This is a genomic window from Candidatus Limnocylindrales bacterium, assembly GCA_035571835.1.
Lineage (GTDB): Bacteria > Desulfobacterota > Binatia > UBA1149 > CAITLU01 > DATNBU01.
Map to the genome: position 1 here is coordinate 40,945 of DATNBU010000029.1, position 17,329 is coordinate 58,273.

Annotated in this window: 14 protein-coding genes; 7 read left to right on the plus strand and 7 right to left on the minus strand. The window is 64.9% G+C overall.

Annotated features, from left to right (window positions below; all coding sequences use genetic code 11):
- Positions 1-235: 235 nt before the first annotated feature.
- Both VN634_12600 and VN634_12605 read right to left on the minus strand, forming a co-directional pair.
- Complete coding sequence (locus tag VN634_12600) at positions 236-2,428, minus strand: glycoside hydrolase family 44 protein (GenBank protein HXC51722.1); 2,193 nt, start codon at positions 2,426-2,428, stop codon at positions 236-238.
- 167 nt (positions 2,429-2,595) lie between these two features.
- A complete protein-coding gene (locus VN634_12605; GenBank protein HXC51723.1) occupies positions 2,596-3,423 on the minus strand; it encodes a hypothetical protein in 828 nt (275 codons plus the stop codon).
- A gap of 370 nt (positions 3,424-3,793) precedes the next feature.
- Between VN634_12605 and VN634_12610 the strand changes: the two genes are divergently transcribed.
- The gene (locus VN634_12610; protein HXC51724.1) at positions 3,794-4,885 is read left to right on the plus strand and encodes an outer membrane protein transport protein; all 1,092 of its coding nucleotides are present in this window, start codon (positions 3,794-3,796) and stop codon (positions 4,883-4,885) included.
- A gap of 22 nt (positions 4,886-4,907) precedes the next feature.
- On the opposite strand, the gene VN634_12615 is transcribed toward VN634_12610, so the two are convergent.
- Both VN634_12615 and VN634_12620 read right to left on the minus strand, forming a co-directional pair.
- Positions 4,908-5,756: an MOSC domain-containing protein gene (locus tag VN634_12615; GenBank protein ID HXC51725.1), complete on the minus strand. Its 849-nt coding sequence runs from the start codon at positions 5,754-5,756 to the stop codon at positions 4,908-4,910.
- A gap of 173 nt (positions 5,757-5,929) precedes the next feature.
- Complete coding sequence (locus tag VN634_12620; GenBank protein ID HXC51726.1) at positions 5,930-7,225, minus strand: alpha/beta fold hydrolase; 1,296 nt, start codon at positions 7,223-7,225, stop codon at positions 5,930-5,932.
- Between the two features lie 82 nt (positions 7,226-7,307).
- Here VN634_12620 and VN634_12625 point away from each other — a divergent pair, with 82 nt between their 5' ends.
- The 3 genes from VN634_12625 to VN634_12635 all read left to right on the plus strand — a co-directional run bounded on the left by VN634_12625 (position 7,308) and on the right by VN634_12635 (position 12,775).
- Positions 7,308-8,324: a DUF4105 domain-containing protein gene (locus VN634_12625; GenBank protein HXC51727.1), complete on the plus strand. Its 1,017-nt coding sequence runs from the start codon at positions 7,308-7,310 to the stop codon at positions 8,322-8,324.
- Positions 8,321-10,744 carry a mechanosensitive ion channel domain-containing protein gene (locus VN634_12630; protein ID HXC51728.1) on the plus strand — a complete coding sequence of 808 codons (2,424 nt, stop codon included), beginning with the start codon at positions 8,321-8,323 and terminating at the stop codon, positions 10,742-10,744. The genes VN634_12625 and VN634_12630 overlap by 4 nt, the downstream gene beginning before the upstream one ends.
- A gap of 87 nt (positions 10,745-10,831) precedes the next feature.
- Positions 10,832-12,775: an alpha/beta hydrolase gene (locus VN634_12635; GenBank protein ID HXC51729.1), complete on the plus strand. Its 1,944-nt coding sequence runs from the start codon at positions 10,832-10,834 to the stop codon at positions 12,773-12,775.
- Here VN634_12635 and VN634_12640 read toward each other — a convergent pair.
- The 3 genes from VN634_12640 to VN634_12650 form a co-directional block, all read right to left on the minus strand.
- A complete protein-coding gene (locus VN634_12640; GenBank protein HXC51730.1) occupies positions 12,756-13,316 on the minus strand; it encodes a lipid-binding SYLF domain-containing protein in 561 nt (186 codons plus the stop codon). The genes VN634_12635 and VN634_12640 overlap by 20 nt on opposite strands.
- Before the next feature lie 127 nt (positions 13,317-13,443).
- Positions 13,444-13,677 (minus strand): hypothetical protein, encoded by a 234-nt coding sequence (locus VN634_12645; protein HXC51731.1) that lies wholly within the window; start codon positions 13,675-13,677, stop codon positions 13,444-13,446.
- Positions 13,674-14,396 carry a sigma-70 family RNA polymerase sigma factor gene (locus VN634_12650; protein HXC51732.1) on the minus strand — a complete coding sequence of 241 codons (723 nt, stop codon included), beginning with the start codon at positions 14,394-14,396 and terminating at the stop codon, positions 13,674-13,676. Before VN634_12650 ends, VN634_12645 begins: the two co-directional genes overlap by 4 nt.
- Positions 14,397-14,613: 217 nt before the next feature.
- Between VN634_12650 and VN634_12655 the strand changes: the two genes are divergently transcribed.
- The 3 genes from VN634_12655 (at position 14,614) to VN634_12665 (ending at position 17,329) form a co-directional block, all read left to right on the plus strand.
- Entirely contained in the window at positions 14,614-15,078 is a 465-nt protein-coding gene (locus VN634_12655) for a hypothetical protein (GenBank protein HXC51733.1), read from the plus strand.
- Positions 15,075-16,256: a hypothetical protein gene (locus VN634_12660; GenBank protein ID HXC51734.1), complete on the plus strand. Its 1,182-nt coding sequence runs from the start codon at positions 15,075-15,077 to the stop codon at positions 16,254-16,256. The genes VN634_12655 and VN634_12660 overlap by 4 nt, the downstream gene beginning before the upstream one ends.
- A gap of 158 nt (positions 16,257-16,414) precedes the next feature.
- Positions 16,415-17,329, plus strand: a complete 915-nt coding sequence (locus VN634_12665) for an ABC transporter substrate-binding protein (GenBank protein HXC51735.1) — start codon at positions 16,415-16,417, stop codon at positions 17,327-17,329.

Genomic DNA, 17,329 nt, shown 5'->3' on the forward strand with positions numbered 1-17,329 from the left:
TATCAAGCCGGCGACACTCGCGCACGAAATAGGGACAGGTACATTTAATTTTCCGCTGCAGAATCAGGCGCCGCAGGGAGCGCCCATTGAAGCCGAGTGTGCGGAGCTGCATGACCATGCCCACGGCTTCTCTGTTCTCGCGGACAAAGACAGCGTTCGCGGATACCGATCGTTGACGACCCACCGTCAGGCCAGCTGTTTTTGCAGCGAAATTTTAAATGTACCTGTCCCCTTTTTATTTCACGCGGATCGACGCGGTGTTGGAGTAGGCGGAGACTTTGCCTGTCGCCGTGCTGAATGCCTGTACGCGATAGACATAACCGCCCTTGGGCGCGCTCTGCGAGAACGTCTGCGCGCCCGCGGCCGTGGTCGCGACGCGTGTGTACGGATCGCGGGTGGATGCGGCGCGCTCGACGTAAAAGCCCGACTCGTTCGTCGAGTTGTCCTTCCATTTGAGCGTGACGACGCTGCCGGCGACGCTCGCGGTCAGGCCCGACGGCGCCGCCAGCACGCTCGGATCCGGGCTGACCGTGATCGCAACGCCCGCGGAGCCCGTGGCGCCGAGGTTGTCGGTCACCGTGAGGGTCGCCGTGTAGCTGCCCGCCGCGGTGTACGTGTGCGACGGAGTCGCTCCGCTGCCGGTCTGGCCGTCGCCGAAGGTCCACGCATACGACGCGATCGTGCCGTCGCTGTCGCTCGAAGCCGCGCCGCTCAGCGCCACCGTCAGCGGCGCGGTTCCCGACGTCGGAGTTGCCGACGCGACCGCCGCCGGCGCCGCGTTCGCCGTTCCGGACTTCGCGAGCACGAACAAGGTCACGCTCTGCGCCGGCACGGACGTCGAAAGCGCGCCCGATGTCAGGCTGACGCTCGCCGGTCCGCTGATCGATCCCGCGGCGAGGCGCCAGTACTGCGCCGTCGGCTGCGCGGTGAAGTTCGCCAGACTGATCGTGACCGGCGTCGAGCCGGACAGATACTTGGAGACGACCATGACGGTCAGCGCGCCGTCGCTCGCACGCTCGGCGGCGAACACCGAAAGATTGTCGGCGTTGGCGCTCGACGTCGCCGCCACGCTGGTGTCGCCGAAGCTGCCGCGGCTGCCGTCGTAGTTGCGATACATCTTGATCGCCTTGAACGCCGGCGTGGTCGCGGCCGGAGTCGTCCAGCGTGCGGCCGCATCGAGGCCTTCGCGCCCGAAGATGCCGAGAATGTCGGCCTGCGCGGTCGCGCCGTTCATGTGGCCTTCGGCGCCCCAGTTGTACTCGGTGATCGCGGTCTCGGTTCCGGGGTAATACGCGGCGACCCAGTTCTTGATGCGCGGGATCAGCATGACCTTGTCGGCGATCCACGATTCGTCGGTGTAGCTCGGATCCCACAGCGAGCGCGTCGAGCGGTTGCGGCGAAGCTGCATCGTCGTCGAGGTATCGGTGCCGAACTCGCCGCTCTGCGGGTAATAGTGCACGCTGAAGACGTCGAGCAGGCGCTTTCCGGCTGCCGCCTGCGCCTGCCGCATCTGGTCGAGGTACCACGGAAGGTAGTCCATGTTCCCGTGCGACGACCGGTCGGGATACGGCTGCTGCCAGTTGTGCGTCGCGCCGTAGAGCTGATCGAGGCCGCTGTAGAAGTATCCTCCCCAGCCCCACTCTTCCGGACCGACGATCTTCGCGGCAGCGTCGTTGTTCTTGATCATCGTCGCGTATGCGACCGTCTTGCTCCTCAGTGCATCCATCGACTCGCCGGCCGGATGCACATCGCGATGGGTCGAGTGCCAGATGCTCGGCTCGTTATCGAGGATGTAGTAGCGAAGTCCGCTCGCCTGCGCGCTGCCCCACGTCGAGACGAGGTGCTGCACCCAGCCCTGCTCCAGCGTCGTGCTGTTGGGAGTGTTCGCGTCGAGAGGATCGTTGCCGGTGACGTTGGTGCCGTCGGTGCGCACGCCGTTGCCGGCGTCGGGGAACCATTGCCAGTCGCTGTCCTGCTGCGCACCGTACTTCGCGATCGAGAAGCTCGACCTGCGCGCGCGCGAGGCACCGAGCGTGGCGACGTACTCGATGATCGGGATCGTCAGCATCGGCTCGGCGGCGGCCGAGCGGCTGGCGGCGATGAACGTGTCGCCGACTTCACCCGGCGTCGCGCTCGAGTACGCGAGACTCTCGAAATACCAGTCGGCCCCGCGGTTGTCGGCGTTGAGCTGCCAGTTGTAGCGGCTCGTGTTGTTGCCGCCGCTGCGGTTGAGCGGACAGTTGAGCTCGGTCAGCTGCGCGGCCGTCGCGTGGGCGACGCCGTAGACCCGGGGATCGATCGGATGGCGGCCGGACGCGGGATTGACCTGGACCGTTACGGCAGCGTTCTGGGCGCCGGCGGCCGACGGAGCCAGCACGGCGACGGCCAGCAGCAGGCCCGCGATCCGCGAGCGACTACGAAAGTGCATCTTGAGTTCCCCCTTCTTCCGATGGCCGGCGAGTACCCACGCGCCTGCCGAAAGCCGGATTGTAGTCGGGCTCGCGGCAGGCGAACAACGGGGTTCGGAAAACAACCGAACCTCACCAAGGGCTTGAACAGGATCGCCCAAGCCCCGGTTTCACTGAGGATATTGGCTCAGTACGTGGGCGGCGGCTGGTCCTCGCCGCCGCGCTCGTCTTCGCGGTGCTCCGGCCTCGCAATCGGCCGCGGCGGCGGAGGCGGCATCCGCGTCGCGCGGGCATCCTCGTGCAGCACGCGGAACGCAATGTCGCGATCGGTCGCCCGCAGCACCTCGAGCTGCGTCTTGCGGAACGTGATGGTCTTGGTGGAACGCAGGTCGTACGTGAGCTGCTGCTGGTAGACCGGCGCGGCGTTGTCGTCGAACGCTCCATTGCGGAACTCGCGGTACTCGAGCGTCACCGTGTTGCCGGTGCGGCCGCCGTACAAAAGCTGCCAGCGCACGGCATCCTGCGAGAATCCTGCAATGTACGGAACCGGCGAGAACGGCTGGATGGGAAGCGCGTCCTCGAGCCTCCAGGTCCGCCCGCGGTTCCCGCCGACCAGCTGGATGACCGGCGGATCGCACACGATGGTGCCGTCGCGGGTCGTGATGATGCCGATGCGTTCCTCGTAGAAGAACGGATTGGTCAGGATGTAGTGGCCGTCCGGGCAATCTCCACGGTATTCGAACCGCGCTGCCCATAGCCCGGCTTCTTCCGTCGGCTGCTTGTCGGTGCCGAGAACCCGGATCGGTTGTTTCAGGATGAACCCGGGCAGGATCTGCGAACCATCGGTGCGATCGATCATGACCGTGCCGGGAGTTGCCGTAAGAGTTTCACCAGGAGCGTAGTTGGAGACCGGCTCACCGACGGGCACGACCGGCGCGACTCGAGGAATCGGATAGCACGCTGCGACCAGGCCGCAGCCGGCCGCGACGAGCACTGCAAGGCGGTGTCTTCTCATTCCCGCTCGGACGTTCGCGTCGCGGCGCACCTTCATTTTTCGAAACGGCGAACGCCCTGTGTGAGCGGGACGCGCCAAGTCTGAGCCAAGGGGGTCCTGATTGAGGTGACGCGAAGCTTCGGCGATCGAAATCTCGTCTTCCATCATTTGATCCTCCGACGGCGTTTCTTCCGGACACGGACCACAATAGACGATGCTGCCGCGCGCGGACCGGGGGGACCACATGCATCAGAAAACATTCCGCAGTCGGGGCGCGCTCCGCTCGCCCTTCTCTCCCTTCGCAGCCGCAGCCGCCGCGCTGGCCGTCGGTCTCACCAGTTGGGGCGCTCCTCTCGCTTACGCATCCCAGATCATCGCCCCGAGCATTGGAGTGCCTGACACCGCGATGAGCGGTGCGACGGTCGCAACTCCGCTGACGCCGACCGCCGCCGCGTTCTCGAACCCGGCGGGGATCATGAACCTCGAGCCGGGATCGATGTCGGCCGCGTTCGGCCTCCCGGTCGGTCATTCGCGCGTGGACGCGACGATTCCGACGGGCAACTACAACACGACGTCGGATTTCGTCGCGTACGCTCCCGAGGGCGGCTCGGTGTTCGCTGCGGACTACGGCGTGCGCTGGGGCTTCGCGATCTACGGCAGCCTCGGCTCGGTTTTCGATTCGGACGCCGAGCCATCGGTGCGGGTCGAGCACGATTTCCTGTCGACACAATCGATTTCCAACGTTGCGCTGATGGCTGCCGTTCCTGCCGGCGAGCGGCTCAGCATCGGCGTCGCGCTCGCGGGAATCTACGGGCAGGCCAAGCTCCGCTACTTTCAGAACGACCAGTTCGCCTACACCGTGCGCGGCCCCGGCGTGCAGGCGATCTTCGGACTGCGCTACCGCGTCACGGACAACATTGCCCTCGGTGCGAGCTATCGCACGCCGGGAATGGTGTGGGCCGACGGCGACGATGCGCTGCCGGACGGCAACAAACAGGACGTCGATCTCGACCTCGAGCTGCCGGCCCAGGTCTTCCTCGGCATCAACGCCGATGTGACCGAAAGACTGTCGGCAGGTCTTTACGGCCGCTGGACCGACGCGAGCCGCTTCTCGCATTCGACGTTCCGCTTCGAGGATACGCCGCAGGCGAACGTCAACTTCATTCGAGCGGCCAGCGACGAGTGGAGGATCGGGGCCGGCGCCGCCTACCGCGCAACCGATACGCTCACATTGCGCGGCGGCGTCGGCCATGCCGACTCGATCGTGCCCGACACGTGGGTCTCGCCGCTGCTGATCGATTCGAACGAATGGAAGATCAGCGCAGGGTTTTCGTGGGAGATCAGCGGATGGACGGTCGACTGCACCGTCGGCCACTCGCCGACCGGCGACCGCGAAGTCTCTGCATCGGAAGCCGTGATCTTTCCCGGGCGCTATACGATCGGCGGACAGATCTACATGATCGGGCTTCGCACGACGCTGTGAGCGCCGGACTTCCGGAGCGAATTTAAACCAGGCGCGCCTCATCGCCGCGGCTTACGGTGCCGGGAGTCTCGACGCGCGCGTAGACGCCCACGTTCTGTGCGGCCTTCTGTACGACTGTCCTCAGCAACCCCGAGTCGCGCGGCAATTCGTCGACCGGATGCGTGATCATCACGCAGCGAGGACATGCCACCGTCACCTCCAGCACGGCGCTGCCGATCGCGATGCGCCGGCCCTGCCACGCCATCTCGGGGAACTCACCATCGCTGCCGTTCGTATGGATCAGCAGGTTCGGCCGGAAGCGCCGCACGTCCACGCTCGACGACGGGGCGAGCTCCTGCAGCCGGCGCAGCGAGGCATCGGTCAACAGCAGAAGCGGAAACGCATCGAAGTAGGTCCCCGGCGGCGATTCGTATTCGAAAAGCTCGGGAGGAAAGACGCTGAGGTCCGGCAGCGGCTCGCCGGCTTCGCGACCGAACACGGAGCGCAGCTCGACCTCCATGTCTTCATGATCGGGCGCGCCGCGTCGATAGTGTTCGAGGTCTTCGATCGGCCTGCGCGGCCACAGCGTCACGCTGGTTCCAACTGCCGCGCTTACTGCAGCGGCAGCACCGGCGGCGTCTGCGCGGATCGTCGTGCCGTCCGGCAGCGTGATCTCGGGCGCAGACAGCTGCGCATCGAGATATCGCGCCTTGCACAGCATCAGCGGCGCGATTTTCTTGGCGCCGCGGATGCCGCCTCGCACCTCGTCGCGAACCGCCCAGCCGCGATCTCCCGGCACGCCGAGCGCACCAAGCTCCGCGCTTTCGATGCGCTCGCCGGCCATCGATTTTACCGGATAGCGCCAGATTTCTGCGATGGTCCCGATGCTCATGCGTGCTCTCCCGGCGTGGTCGTTTCACTCGTGTTGCGGTAACTGCATCGGTTCCTGCCACGGGCGATTTGTGGCGACAAGGCGCGACACGAACATACCATCAAAGCGATTGGTCGTTGACGGTCGCTGATCAATGAAATTCTCGAGAAGGCGATGCGGCGGGCAATGAAGAGTCAGCGCATCTCGTCCAGGACCTCGCCGAGCCGGGCCGCTACGGAATCGCTGTCGAGTATGCTCGCATGGTTCTCTCCGAAGCCGCGCAGCGACCTCGCCTCCTCCTGCGCCTCCGGCCTGAGCTGACTCGCAATCGTCACGACGCCGTCACTCGATGTGCTGGCGCCGAAACCGAACAGCATGTGCCAGGCAACGTGCTCGGGAAGGCGTCGCCTTTCCTTCTTCGTCGCAGGGTCGCGGTAGAACAGGCCGTCGAGATAGGCACTCCCGGGCGCAAGGCCCCTCCAGCATTCCAGCACCACCGGGGAACGTTCCACGCCTTTGCCGGCGGACGCCATGCCGCCGAATGGTGATGAGATCGTCACCCAGGTACGCACGGCGCGCGTCGCATTGTTCTCGTAGTCCTGAAGCACGAACTCACGGCTGATGAGGCCGCCCATGCTGTGGGCAACGATCGCGGCTTTGTCGAACCGGTACTGCTCGCGCACACGCACGAAAAGCTGCGCGAGCAGGCTCGCACTGGTCTCCAGCTTCGCACCCGACGGATAGTAGTAGACCCACGCCTGGTACTTGCGGCGATCGAGACTGTCGATCAGATGCGTGAAGTCGCGCGGCGTCCCGCCGACGCCATGAACGAACAGAACGGGAATCCTGCGAGGATCGTACGGCTCGAGAAAGTAGATCCCGGGCTCGGCGTGAAGGATGAAGTCGTAGTACTTCCACATTCCTTCCTGGCCGACGGCCGGGTCGAAGCGCGGATCAGCCAGAGCCGCAACGCGGCCCGCGACGCTTCTTGCGAACAGGCTGATGCGTTTCTGATCTTCGGGGCTGCGCGGCGCGAGCTCGGCAAGGGAGAACTGCTCGCGGACGAAACGGCCGGCTTTGGGGATCACCAGATTGACGCCGCCGACCCGCTGACCTGCCGCCAGCTCGATGGCCGGTTGCTGATCCATGCGAAGCGCAGGCTCGTCGTCGTACCTGCCGTCATGGTTGGCGTCCTCGAAGGCGGCGACGCGATAGGTGCCGGCGCCGACGGCGAAGATCCACGGTCCGGGCTTCTCCGTGACGAAATGGTCGAGCAGGAAGTCGCCGTCATTGCCATGGGCGATCAGACCGATGATCAGCGGGCCCGAAGGCTTGTGGTCGGCCGAGACGGTGCCGCTCAATACCGCGGTCTCTGCGGCGAGCTTCTGCTGACCGCTTACCGCGAGCAGCGTGGAGCAGCCTGAAGCAATGACGAGCATCGCGGCCAGTCCGAGACTTCCAGCAACGCCGGAAACGGTAGTCTGCGTCACGATTGGCTGGCTCCTTGTTGAAAACGTGTGAGCGGTTCGGTCGCTCGCCTTGTTTCGCTGCAGGCAGGTGTCAGCATACGGCATGCGCCTGTTCTCTGTCCTGGTTCGCTGCATCGCAGTGATCCTGCTTCTTCCGCTCGTTCTGTGGGCTGTCGGCGTGTTTGTGTACGCGGGCCCATCCATGCCCGCCGTGGCAGATGCGTGCGCGCTCGTCGTCGCGCTGGTCGGAATCGCAGCAACCCTCGGACTGTTCATCCGGCGGCTGAGGCCCGCACTCTATGTTCTGGCAGCCTGCCTGATCGCAACCGGCCTGTGGTGGAGCAGCATCCACGCGTCGAACGATCGCCAGTGGCAGACGGATGTGTCGGTCCTGCCGTGGGCCGAAATCGACGGTGATCGCGTGGTCTTTCACAATGTACGCAACTTCGACTACCGCACGGAAACGGACTACACGCCGGCGTGGTACGACCACACCTACGACCTCGGCAAGCTCGACGAGGTCGACATCGTTGCAGTGTACTGGATGGGCGACGACATTGCCCACATCATGCTCAGCTTCGGGTTCGGCGGCGAAGATTACCTGGCGGTCTCGATCGAAACACGCAAGGAAGTCGGGGAATCGTACTCCACGCTGGCAGGATTCTTCCGCCGCTATGAGCTCTACTACGTCGTGGCCGACGAGCGCGACTCGATCCGGCTTCGGACCAACTACCGCAAGGATCCTCCGGAAGACGTCTACCTGTATCGGACCAGCACCCCGCGCGAGAACGTCCGGCGGCTGTTCCTCGACTATGTCCGCGAGATCAACGAGCTGCGCGACCACCCGAAGTTCTACAACACGCTGACGACCAACTGCACGACGAGCATCTGGATGCACACGCAGGTCAATCCCAATGCGACCCCGCTCAACTGGAAAATCCTCGCCAGCGGCCACGTGCCGTCGTACGTCTACGATATCGGACGGCTCGATTCGTCCCTGCCCTTCGAAGAGCTCCGGCGGCGTTCCCGCATCAACGACGTTGCGCATGCCGCCGACAAGGCCGCGGATTTCTCACAGCGGATCCGCGCGGGGCTTCCGCGCCCGCCAGTGACGCCATGATCCGTGCCGCCGCATCGGCTCTCTGGCTGCTGGTCGCTGTTCCGGTCGCAGCCTTCGGTCAGGAGATTCCCCCGGCAAGCAGCGCGAGCGTCGCGACGCCTTCGGCAACGGCCGCGAGCGCGTCCGCAGCCGGCTCCGCATCACCTGCACCGGCAGCCGCAGAGGATTGGATCCGTCCGGAAAACATCGCCGAGCGCGCAGACTCGCTGGCACGACGCCTCGTAACGCAGGTCATCGATCCATCGACGGTCGCGGCGATCGAGAAGATCGAAGCCGAGCTGTCCGCACTCGATCCCGAGATACGCGCAAGTCTCGACCAGGCCCATCACGTCGTGGAAGGACGTAACTCGCTGATCGCCATCCAGGACGCGCGCCGCAGCCTGCAGCAGACGTCCGCGTCGTTTCCGGCCTGGAGAAAACAGATCGACGCCGAAGCCCGTCGCGTGTCCGACGAGCTTGCCGAGCTGGACCAGGCCGCGCGCCGCTGGTCGGCCACCCGCGAGCGTCCGGAAACAGCCCAGGCCGGTGAGGCCGTGGTACGACGGGTCGCGAGCTCCCTCGATCTGCTCAAGCGCAACTCCGAGAAGTTGAAGTCCTGGCGCATTCGCATTCTCGCGCTTGCCGACCGGCTCGTCGACGACAGCGCTGCGATCAGCGATGCAAACGCTCAAGTGGAAGCCGCGAGCGTGGCCGAGGGAACGAGCCTTTTCGTTCCGGACCATCCGCCGCTGTGGCAGCGCGGACTCGGCGCGTCGCTTTCGGACGAGTTCCGCCAGATGCCCGGGCAGCTCGCCGAGTTCCGCCGCAGCACGCAGGAGTACCTCGCGCTCGATGTGCGGCCGTTCGGACTGCTGACTCTGCTCGCTGCGGTGCTGATGTTCCTGTTTCGCAGGCTTCCCGAGCACGCGGTTCAGCGAGGACGCCTGTCGGAGGTTTCGCCGGGGACCATACGTCTTCTCGAACGGCCATACGCGATGGCGCTGCTGCTCGCCCTGGCGGCCGCGCCGGTGATCCTTTCGACGGCCCCCCAGCGCGTGATGCAGGTGATCACCCTGATCGCGCTGTTCCCGGTCGCGCGCATCCTGAACGTCGTCAGTCAGAGCTCGAATCTGCCGTTGTACGGCGGGCTTTGCGCCGTTCTGGTTCTCGATCGCGTGATCGCCGCGGTAACTGCACTCCCGGCGCTGTCCCTTGCAACGTTCCTTCTGGAGCTCGCAATGGCCCTGGTTCTCGGGGCGGGCTACCGCCGCCATGTCGCCGCATCGGGCGGAAGGCCTGCTGTCACGCGCTTGCTCGACGCCGGAATGTTCGCCGTCGCATTCGCTGCGGTGGCAGAGATCGGCGGCTGGTCATCGCTGGCGGAGCTGCTCGGCCGCGGCACGCTCGTAACCACGATCATCGGCATCTACATCTACGCGGTAACTCTTTCGCTCGAAGCGCTGGCGGCGTGCGCGCTGGCCTCGCCGGCACTGCGCCGCAGCCGCTTCGTCGATCGAAACCAGGACCTGGTTCAGCACTGGACGGCGTTCGCCATCCGGTTCCTCGGGGTCGCGCTCTGGCTGCACCTGGCCCTCAGCGCGCTCGGGCTTCGAGTCCTCGTTTCCAATGCGATCACACGCGTCCTGTCGTCGGGGGTGTCCGTCGGCGCACTGTCGCTGACCATCGGCGGGATCCTGGCCTTCGCGGCAACTCTGTTGATCGCGATGCTGCTGAGCCGCATTGTCCACGAACTGCTCGAGGACGAAGTCTTTCCGCGCGCGAATCTCCCCCGGGGGATCCCGAATGCGCTGTCGACGATGGCCGGATACGCAATCTATTCGCTCGGCTTCGTCATCGCGCTCGCTGCCGCCGGAGTACAGCTCAGCCAGCTTACCATTCTGCTCGGTGGTTTCGGCGTGGGAATCGGGCTTGGCCTTCAGGACGTCGTCAAGAATTTCGCAGCCGGCCTGACGCTGCTGCTCGAGCGCCGCGTCCACGTCGGCGACACCGTGCAGATCCATGACAAGCAGGTGTTCGGACGGGTGCTTTCGATCGGAATGCGCGCGAGCGTCGTGCGCAACTGGAACGGTACCGAGGCGGTCCTTCCCAACGACAACCTGGTGTCCAATACGATCACCAACTGGACGCTGTCGGACGGCCTTCAGCGCCTCGAAATCCCGCTGCAGGTGACAACCGACAGCGCTCCCGGGTCCGTGATCGACCTGCTGCTCGGCGTCGCGCGCGCCGACAACAGGATCCTGCGGTCGCCGCCGCCTTCCGCGCTTCTCGTGCGATTCGAAGCTCGTGCGCTGCACCTCGTGCTGCACGTCTGGACAGATGAACCGTACGAAACGACTGGCCTGCTGACCAGCGAGATCGCGCTGGCAATCCACCGGGCGCTGCGGGACGGAGGGATTGCGCTTCCGGCAGCCGGGGCCTGAAGCACGCCGCCGGATCGTTGATCAGAATCTCGCGTTCGACATCGCGTTGTCGCTACAATCCCGCTAGACGACAATTGCGAGGTGGCCATGCGTTCGAAGCTGTTCTCTGTTTTCCTGTCGGCGACGTTTCTCAGTACTGCGATGCTGTCGGGCTGCTCGATCAGCCCGGTCGGCGTCCGGCGCATGGATCCGGAGGCCGTACACCGCTCTGTCACCGCGAACGCGCTGACCGAGAACAAGCCGAGCATCGACACCGTCAACGTCCTGCATCGTTACGGGCTTTTCGCAGACTTCAAGAAGACGCCAGCGCACGCGCTCGCCGAGCTTCACCGGATCGTTCTCGAAACCGACGACAACGACACGTGGTTCGCGCTGGCGGAGCTGTCGTTCCTCCACGCGGACCGCACGCACGACCGCAACTACGCGATGATGGCGGCGATCTACGCATGGTCGTATCTGTTCGGCGGCACGTCGCCGCAGCCGTTCGACCCGCGCTTCCGGCTTGCCAGCGACATCTACAATCTTGGCCTTACGCAGGGACTAGAGCCCAGCCGGAAAATCGGAGTGATCGTCCAGGCGGCGGACGTCAATCTGCCGATAGGCCACCTGGTCGTGGCGTTCGATCCGGAGTGCCTCGACTGGAACGGGCGCAAGCTGCGCGACTTCGTGCCCGTGGCCGAGCTCGAGGTGCGCGGGCTCAACAATCGCTTTCGGACGCCTGGCGTCGGTGCGCCGCTCGCCGCCAGTGCCGCCGCGCTTCACGCCGATCATGGCGACGACTTCCTTGCTCCGAAATTGAAGATTCCCGTCACCGCGCTCGTGCGCATCGAGAACGTACGCAAGCAGATCCGAAGCGGGACGATCCATGCCCGGCTCGAGCTGCACACCGATCCGAACGAGGAACACGTGCAGATCGGCGATCGCGACGTGCCGCTCGAGAAGGAGCCGAGCGCCGTACTGGCGTCGATGGTGGCCGAACAGCCCGTAATCAAACAGGAGATCCTCGCGTTCATCGGAACCGTCGTGCAGCATCAGGACAAGGGCCTGCTGGCCGCGCTGCGACCGCACGTTCGCGGACGCATTCCTGTCGTGTACGTGCACGGCACCGCGTCGAGCCCCGCGCGCTGGGCCGAGATGATCAACGTGCTCGACAACGATCCTCGACTGAACGAGGTCTACGAGCCGTGGCTTTTCACCTACAACTCCGGAAGCCCGATCATCTACTCATCCTACCTGCTGCGTCAGGCACTGACCCAGGCAGTCCAGTCGCTCGATCCGGCCGGAACAGACGACAAGCTTCGCGACATGGTCGTGATCGGCCACAGCCAGGGCGGCTTGCTCACGAAAATGACCGCCGTCGATAGCGGCGACCGTTTCTGGAAGAACGTCTCTTCCAAACGCTTCGAAGACGTAAAGCTGAGCGACGAGAACCGCGAGCTGCTGCGTTCGGTCGGATTCATCAAGCCGCTGCCGTTCGTTCGGCGCGTGGTCTTCATCTGCACCCCGCATCGCGGCAGCTACCTAGCCGCCAGCGGATGGGTGCGCTCGATCATCACGCGTCTGGTGAGCTTGCCGGCGCGCGTCACGAAGATCACCGCCAGCCTTGTGACGCTCAATCTGGACCGCGTCGACGTCACGTCGCTGCAGCGGGTGAACGCCGTCGACAACATGGCGCCGGGCAACGGGTTCATCAAAACACTGGCCGAGATCCCTGTTGCGCCCGGGATTGCGTCGAACTCGATCGTCGCAGTGCAAGGCACCGGTCCGATCGAGACGGGTGACGACGGCGTGGTCAAGTATACGAGCGCTCACATCGAAGGCGTCGAGTCGGAAAAAATCGTGCGCTCGACCCATTCGACGCAGGCCGTGCCGGAGACGATCGAGGAAGTGCGCCGCATCCTGCTCCAGCACGAGGCGTGGGTGACTGCCGGGCCGGTGAAGGTCGCGTCCCCGGCTTCGCAGGCTGCCTCGAAGCCGGGGACTGCATCTGCGGCCGCAGCGGCAGGCGGAGCTACTTCGAAATCCTTGTGACCTTCGTGCCCTGGATGCCGACGCCTGCCATCAGCCCTTTCTGGTCGAAGATGATGCCGTAGACGTCTTTCTGCAGCGTCGTGCTCGAAATATTCTTTGCGACTCCCTCGTCGACGATCACGATGCTCGGGCCGACGCCGATCTCCCAGCCTTCGCTCTTGTTGAGGTACTTGACCGCATTGTCCGTCATCAGGAAGAGCGCGTATCCGAAAGACTGCGCGCCAGCCTGCAGCCCGTACGATGCGGCAACCGAGCTGTAGTATCCCGACGGCTTCCCGCCCCTGTAAAGAACGCCCTCGCCATACTGCCCGCCGACGATGAAGCCGGCCTTGACGATGTTCGGGAAGACGAGAATCGCCTTGGCGTGCTCACCAAGCACTTTCGCAGACGGTGTCTGCTTGTAGAGGGCGGCGAGCGCGGCGGACGCATCTTCGCGAAGTCCGGGGCCGGATTCGGCGAAAGCGGCGCGCGTCGGCGCGGCGGCGGCCGCAGCCAGGACGATGGTGAATGCAATGGTGCAATGGCGAAGAGATTGAAGCATCTGGGAAATCCTCCGGTAACCGCGTCTTTCTGACTACGGTCACGCAACGACAGTCCCAAAACCGGCGGGAGGATCAAGCGGGAACGCCGTGGCGAAGGATGACTGCCGCAGAGCCCGCTGCCCTGTTTCACGCGCCGAGCAGGGAACGCAGACTCTCATAGTCCTCATGACACGCCGGGCAGTTCTCCAGATGCGCGCGAAAGCCAGGCAGCGCTGCATCGGCGTCGGTTCCGGCAAGCTGCAGATCGACGTAGCGATCGAGATGCTCGAAGCACTCTTCGCACGTCACCTCGGGCTTGTCCGAACCGAGAAGACGCGCGAGAAGCTCGCGTTCGCGGCGAGATGGTGTCTCGAAGCTCATCGCAGCTCTCCTTCGCCGGCCGCAACGTCGCCGGCCGCAACGTCGCCGGCCGCAACCAGCAGCCCTTTTTGCAGCAGAGCCTTGCGGAGTTTCCTTCGCGCATCGTGAAGGGTCTTGTAAATGGCGCCGCGGGACGTCTGAAGGCGGTCAGCCAGCACGTCGATCGGAACATCCTGCAGGGTCAGCGCGACGAGGACTCTTCGCTGGTGCGACGTTAGCTCCCCGGCGATCGCGGCGCTGACCGCGCGCATCAGCTCGGTGCTTCGCGCCTGCTGATCCGGGGTCGCGCTCGAGTCGGCAATGAGTGCCCAGTGGTCGTCGTCGGCAGGAATCTCACGGCCCTGCCATGCACGGCGGCGAAGCTTCACGGCAGCTTCCAGAAGCGCGAACTTGTAGGCCCACGTCGTAAAGCGGCTGTCGCCGCGATACCCGTCGAGTTTGCCGAGGACGGCCAGCAGAGCGTCGTTGGCGCTCTGCTCGGCGAGGTCGTCGTAGTCCTCGCCGCGAAGATGAGGGAGCGAGGCTCGACGGCGGTTCACCTCGAAACGCGCGGCGCGAAGCAGGAGGTCGCGCAACTCGCGGATCGCGTCGTCGCGCTCGGGCGCCTGCGCGCGCAGGCGCCGCAGCCATGCCGTCGACTCGACATCGATGCCGGCTTCGGTGACGGCACGACGAGCCTCATCAGAATTTGCAGGAATGCTCGGCACGACGGGAAGCACGACGCTATCTGACCCTGGCCATGGGTCAATTCTGCGCGCCGCGCGTCGCGCATGCGTGGACCACGCCAGTGAGCTCGAAGCCAGCCCGTGCATGTCCTTTAGCGTCGGGAGCCGATCATTTCTTACCTGCAGGTAAGAACCTCGTCGCAGACGTCGCTAAGCAAGCATCAGGACCTCAGGAAACTCCGCACTCAAAACAACAAGGAGAAGACTTCTCATGTCTACCACAGCCAATGCCCTGCCTGTCCGCGACGCACTGACCAGCTCGTACGAGCGCAGCTGGAGCGATCCAGCCTGGCAGGGTTACCTGCTGCTTCGGGTCGGCTTCACGGTCGCGCCCATCGTTTTCGGTCTCGACAAGTTCTTCAACGTCCTCGTCAGCTGGCCGCAGTATCTGGCTCCATGGATCGCCGGTCTGGTTCCCGGAGGAGCGACCGCAGCGATGAGCGTGGTCGGCATCGTCGAGATCGTTGCGGGCATCGTCGTCGCTCTGAAGCCTCGCTACGGCGGGTATCTCGTGGCGGCGTGGCTCGGCGGGATCATCTTCAATCTTCTGACCTATCCTGGATTCTACGACGTCGCGCTGCGCGACTTCGGCTTGCTGCTCGCAGCGTTGTGCCTCGCCCGGCTCGCGAGCGTGTACGACCCTACGGTTGCTGCCTCGAGGCGCGAGCTGCGATGATGCGGCCGCTGGCCGGTACTGTGGTGTCGGGTCTTGCCGCGCTCGCGACGTCATTGATCGCTTTTGGCTGCGGCGACGGCGATTCGCGAGGCGGCGACAATACTGCGGAAGTCGCCGCCGGCCGCGAGATTTTCCGGCATGAAACCTTCGGCGATGAAAAACTCTGGACGGATACGTTGCGCATGCACGAGGTGATCGCGTCATCGATCGACCCCGTCACTGCGTTGTCGGTCGGAATCAAGGTGGATGCCGACGCGCTGCCCGACGGCATTCTAGCCGCGGTCGACCTGAAGGATCCTGCGACTACAGTGGCACTGCTCGAGCTTGGAGCCATCGTCGGCCTCGAGGGCACGGTCGAGAACGGGCCGGGCGGGAAAGTGCTTACGAAGGTCGGCGTGACCTGTGCCCTTTGCCATTCGACCGTCGACGATTCGGTTGCGCCCGGCATCGGGCGGCGTCTCGACGGATACCCGAACCGTGATCTCGACCCGGGACTGATCCTGTCGTTGTCGCCGGCCATGGACTCGGCCGACGTGAGGACAGTGCTGCGTTCCTGGGGGCCCGGGAAATACGATGCGTATTACAATCTGGATGGCCTCAGCGATCCGGCGGTCATCCCGCCGGCATTCGGCCTTCGAGACGTGCCGCTCGAAACGTTTACCGGCGAAGGCGTGATTTCCTACTGGAACGCTTATGTCGCCGTCACGCAGATGGGCGCGCAGGGATCGTTCTCCGATCCTCGTCTCGGCATCGACATCAAGGCCGATCCCGATCTGGTCACACCGAGGCTTGATGCTCTGCGCACCTATCAGTTGAGCCTCGCCGCGCCTGCACCACCGGAAGGAAGTTTCGACGCCGAGGCGGCGGCGCGGGGAGAAGAGTTGTTTCGCGGCGATGCCCGGTGTTCCAGTTGCCACAGCGGGGCGTCATTTACCGACGCGGATCGCCGCCTTCATGCTCCGGACGAAGTCGGCACCGACCCGTTGCTGGCGTCGCGCGGGACGACCGGAAAGTACCGCACGACACCTCTCGCCGGCATCTGGCAGCACCCGCCCTACTTCCACGACGGCAGCGCGGCAACGCTTCGAGACGTCGTCGAGCACTACGACGGCCAGCTTGGTCTTGACCTCAGCGAAACCGATAAACGAGACCTCGTGGAGTATCTGAAGTCGCTGTAGGACCGTCGACCTTCGTGCTTCGGCTCGCGGGATGCGACGCGGACGAAAGCGCGCGAAATTGGAATAAGGACCCCGTGCGCGTTACGAAACGCCCCGAGGATCACGCAGCCATGATGAGCCACATGCCGGTACGCATGGCCTGGCGCTGAATGTCGCCGGTGCGAATCGTTTCGCTGCTTCCGTCGGCAACGGAGATCGTCTGCGCGCTCGGATCCGGCGCCGAGCTCGTCGGCGTTTCCCACGAATGTGACTTTCCGGCCGCAATTGTCGGCCGACCGGTGCTGACCAGTGCGCGCATCGACAGCAGCCAGTCGAGCAGCGCCATCGATCGAGCGGTGCGAAGCGTGATCCGCGATGCGCTGAGCATTTATGCGATCGATGAAGCTGCGCTGGCTGCCGCCGCTCCGGATGTGATCATCACGCAGGATCTCTGCGAGGTCTGCGCGGTCTCCATCGACGACGTGCGTCGAGCCGTCGGCCGCATCGCGGGAGAACGGCCGGTCAAGATCGTAAGCCTTCGCCCGACGCGGCTTGCGGACGTGTTCGAGGAGATCGAGTCCGTAGCACGGGCCATCGGCCGGGAAAGCCAGGGTCGAGCGCTGCGCGCATCGCTCGATCAAAGGGTAGCAGACATCGCCTCGAGGGCGCGCGCGGCTACGTCACGCCCGCGCGTGGTATCGATCGAATGGATCGAGCCGGTGATGCTCGGCGGCACCTGGATGCCCGAGATCATCGAGCTTGCCGGCGGCGATGCCGTCGGGGTAACGGCCGGTGCGCCCGCACCGACCATTGCGCCCGAAGACCTGGCGGGTCTGCGTCCGGACGTCGTCGTGATCAAGCCTTGCGGGTTCGGTCTCGAGCGCTGCCTGAGCGAGATGGAGACGATCGAGCGCACGATCTGCGAGCGGGTCGCGGCGTCGTGCAGGATCTATGCGACCGATGGCAATGCGTTCTTCAACCGGCCCGGGCCGAGGCTGGTCGAGTCGCTCGAGATCATGGCGGCCTGCGTGCACCCCGCGATGTTTCTCGATCATGCGGCGAAGCACGAAGCGGTGATCCGGCGCCTTCGTTAG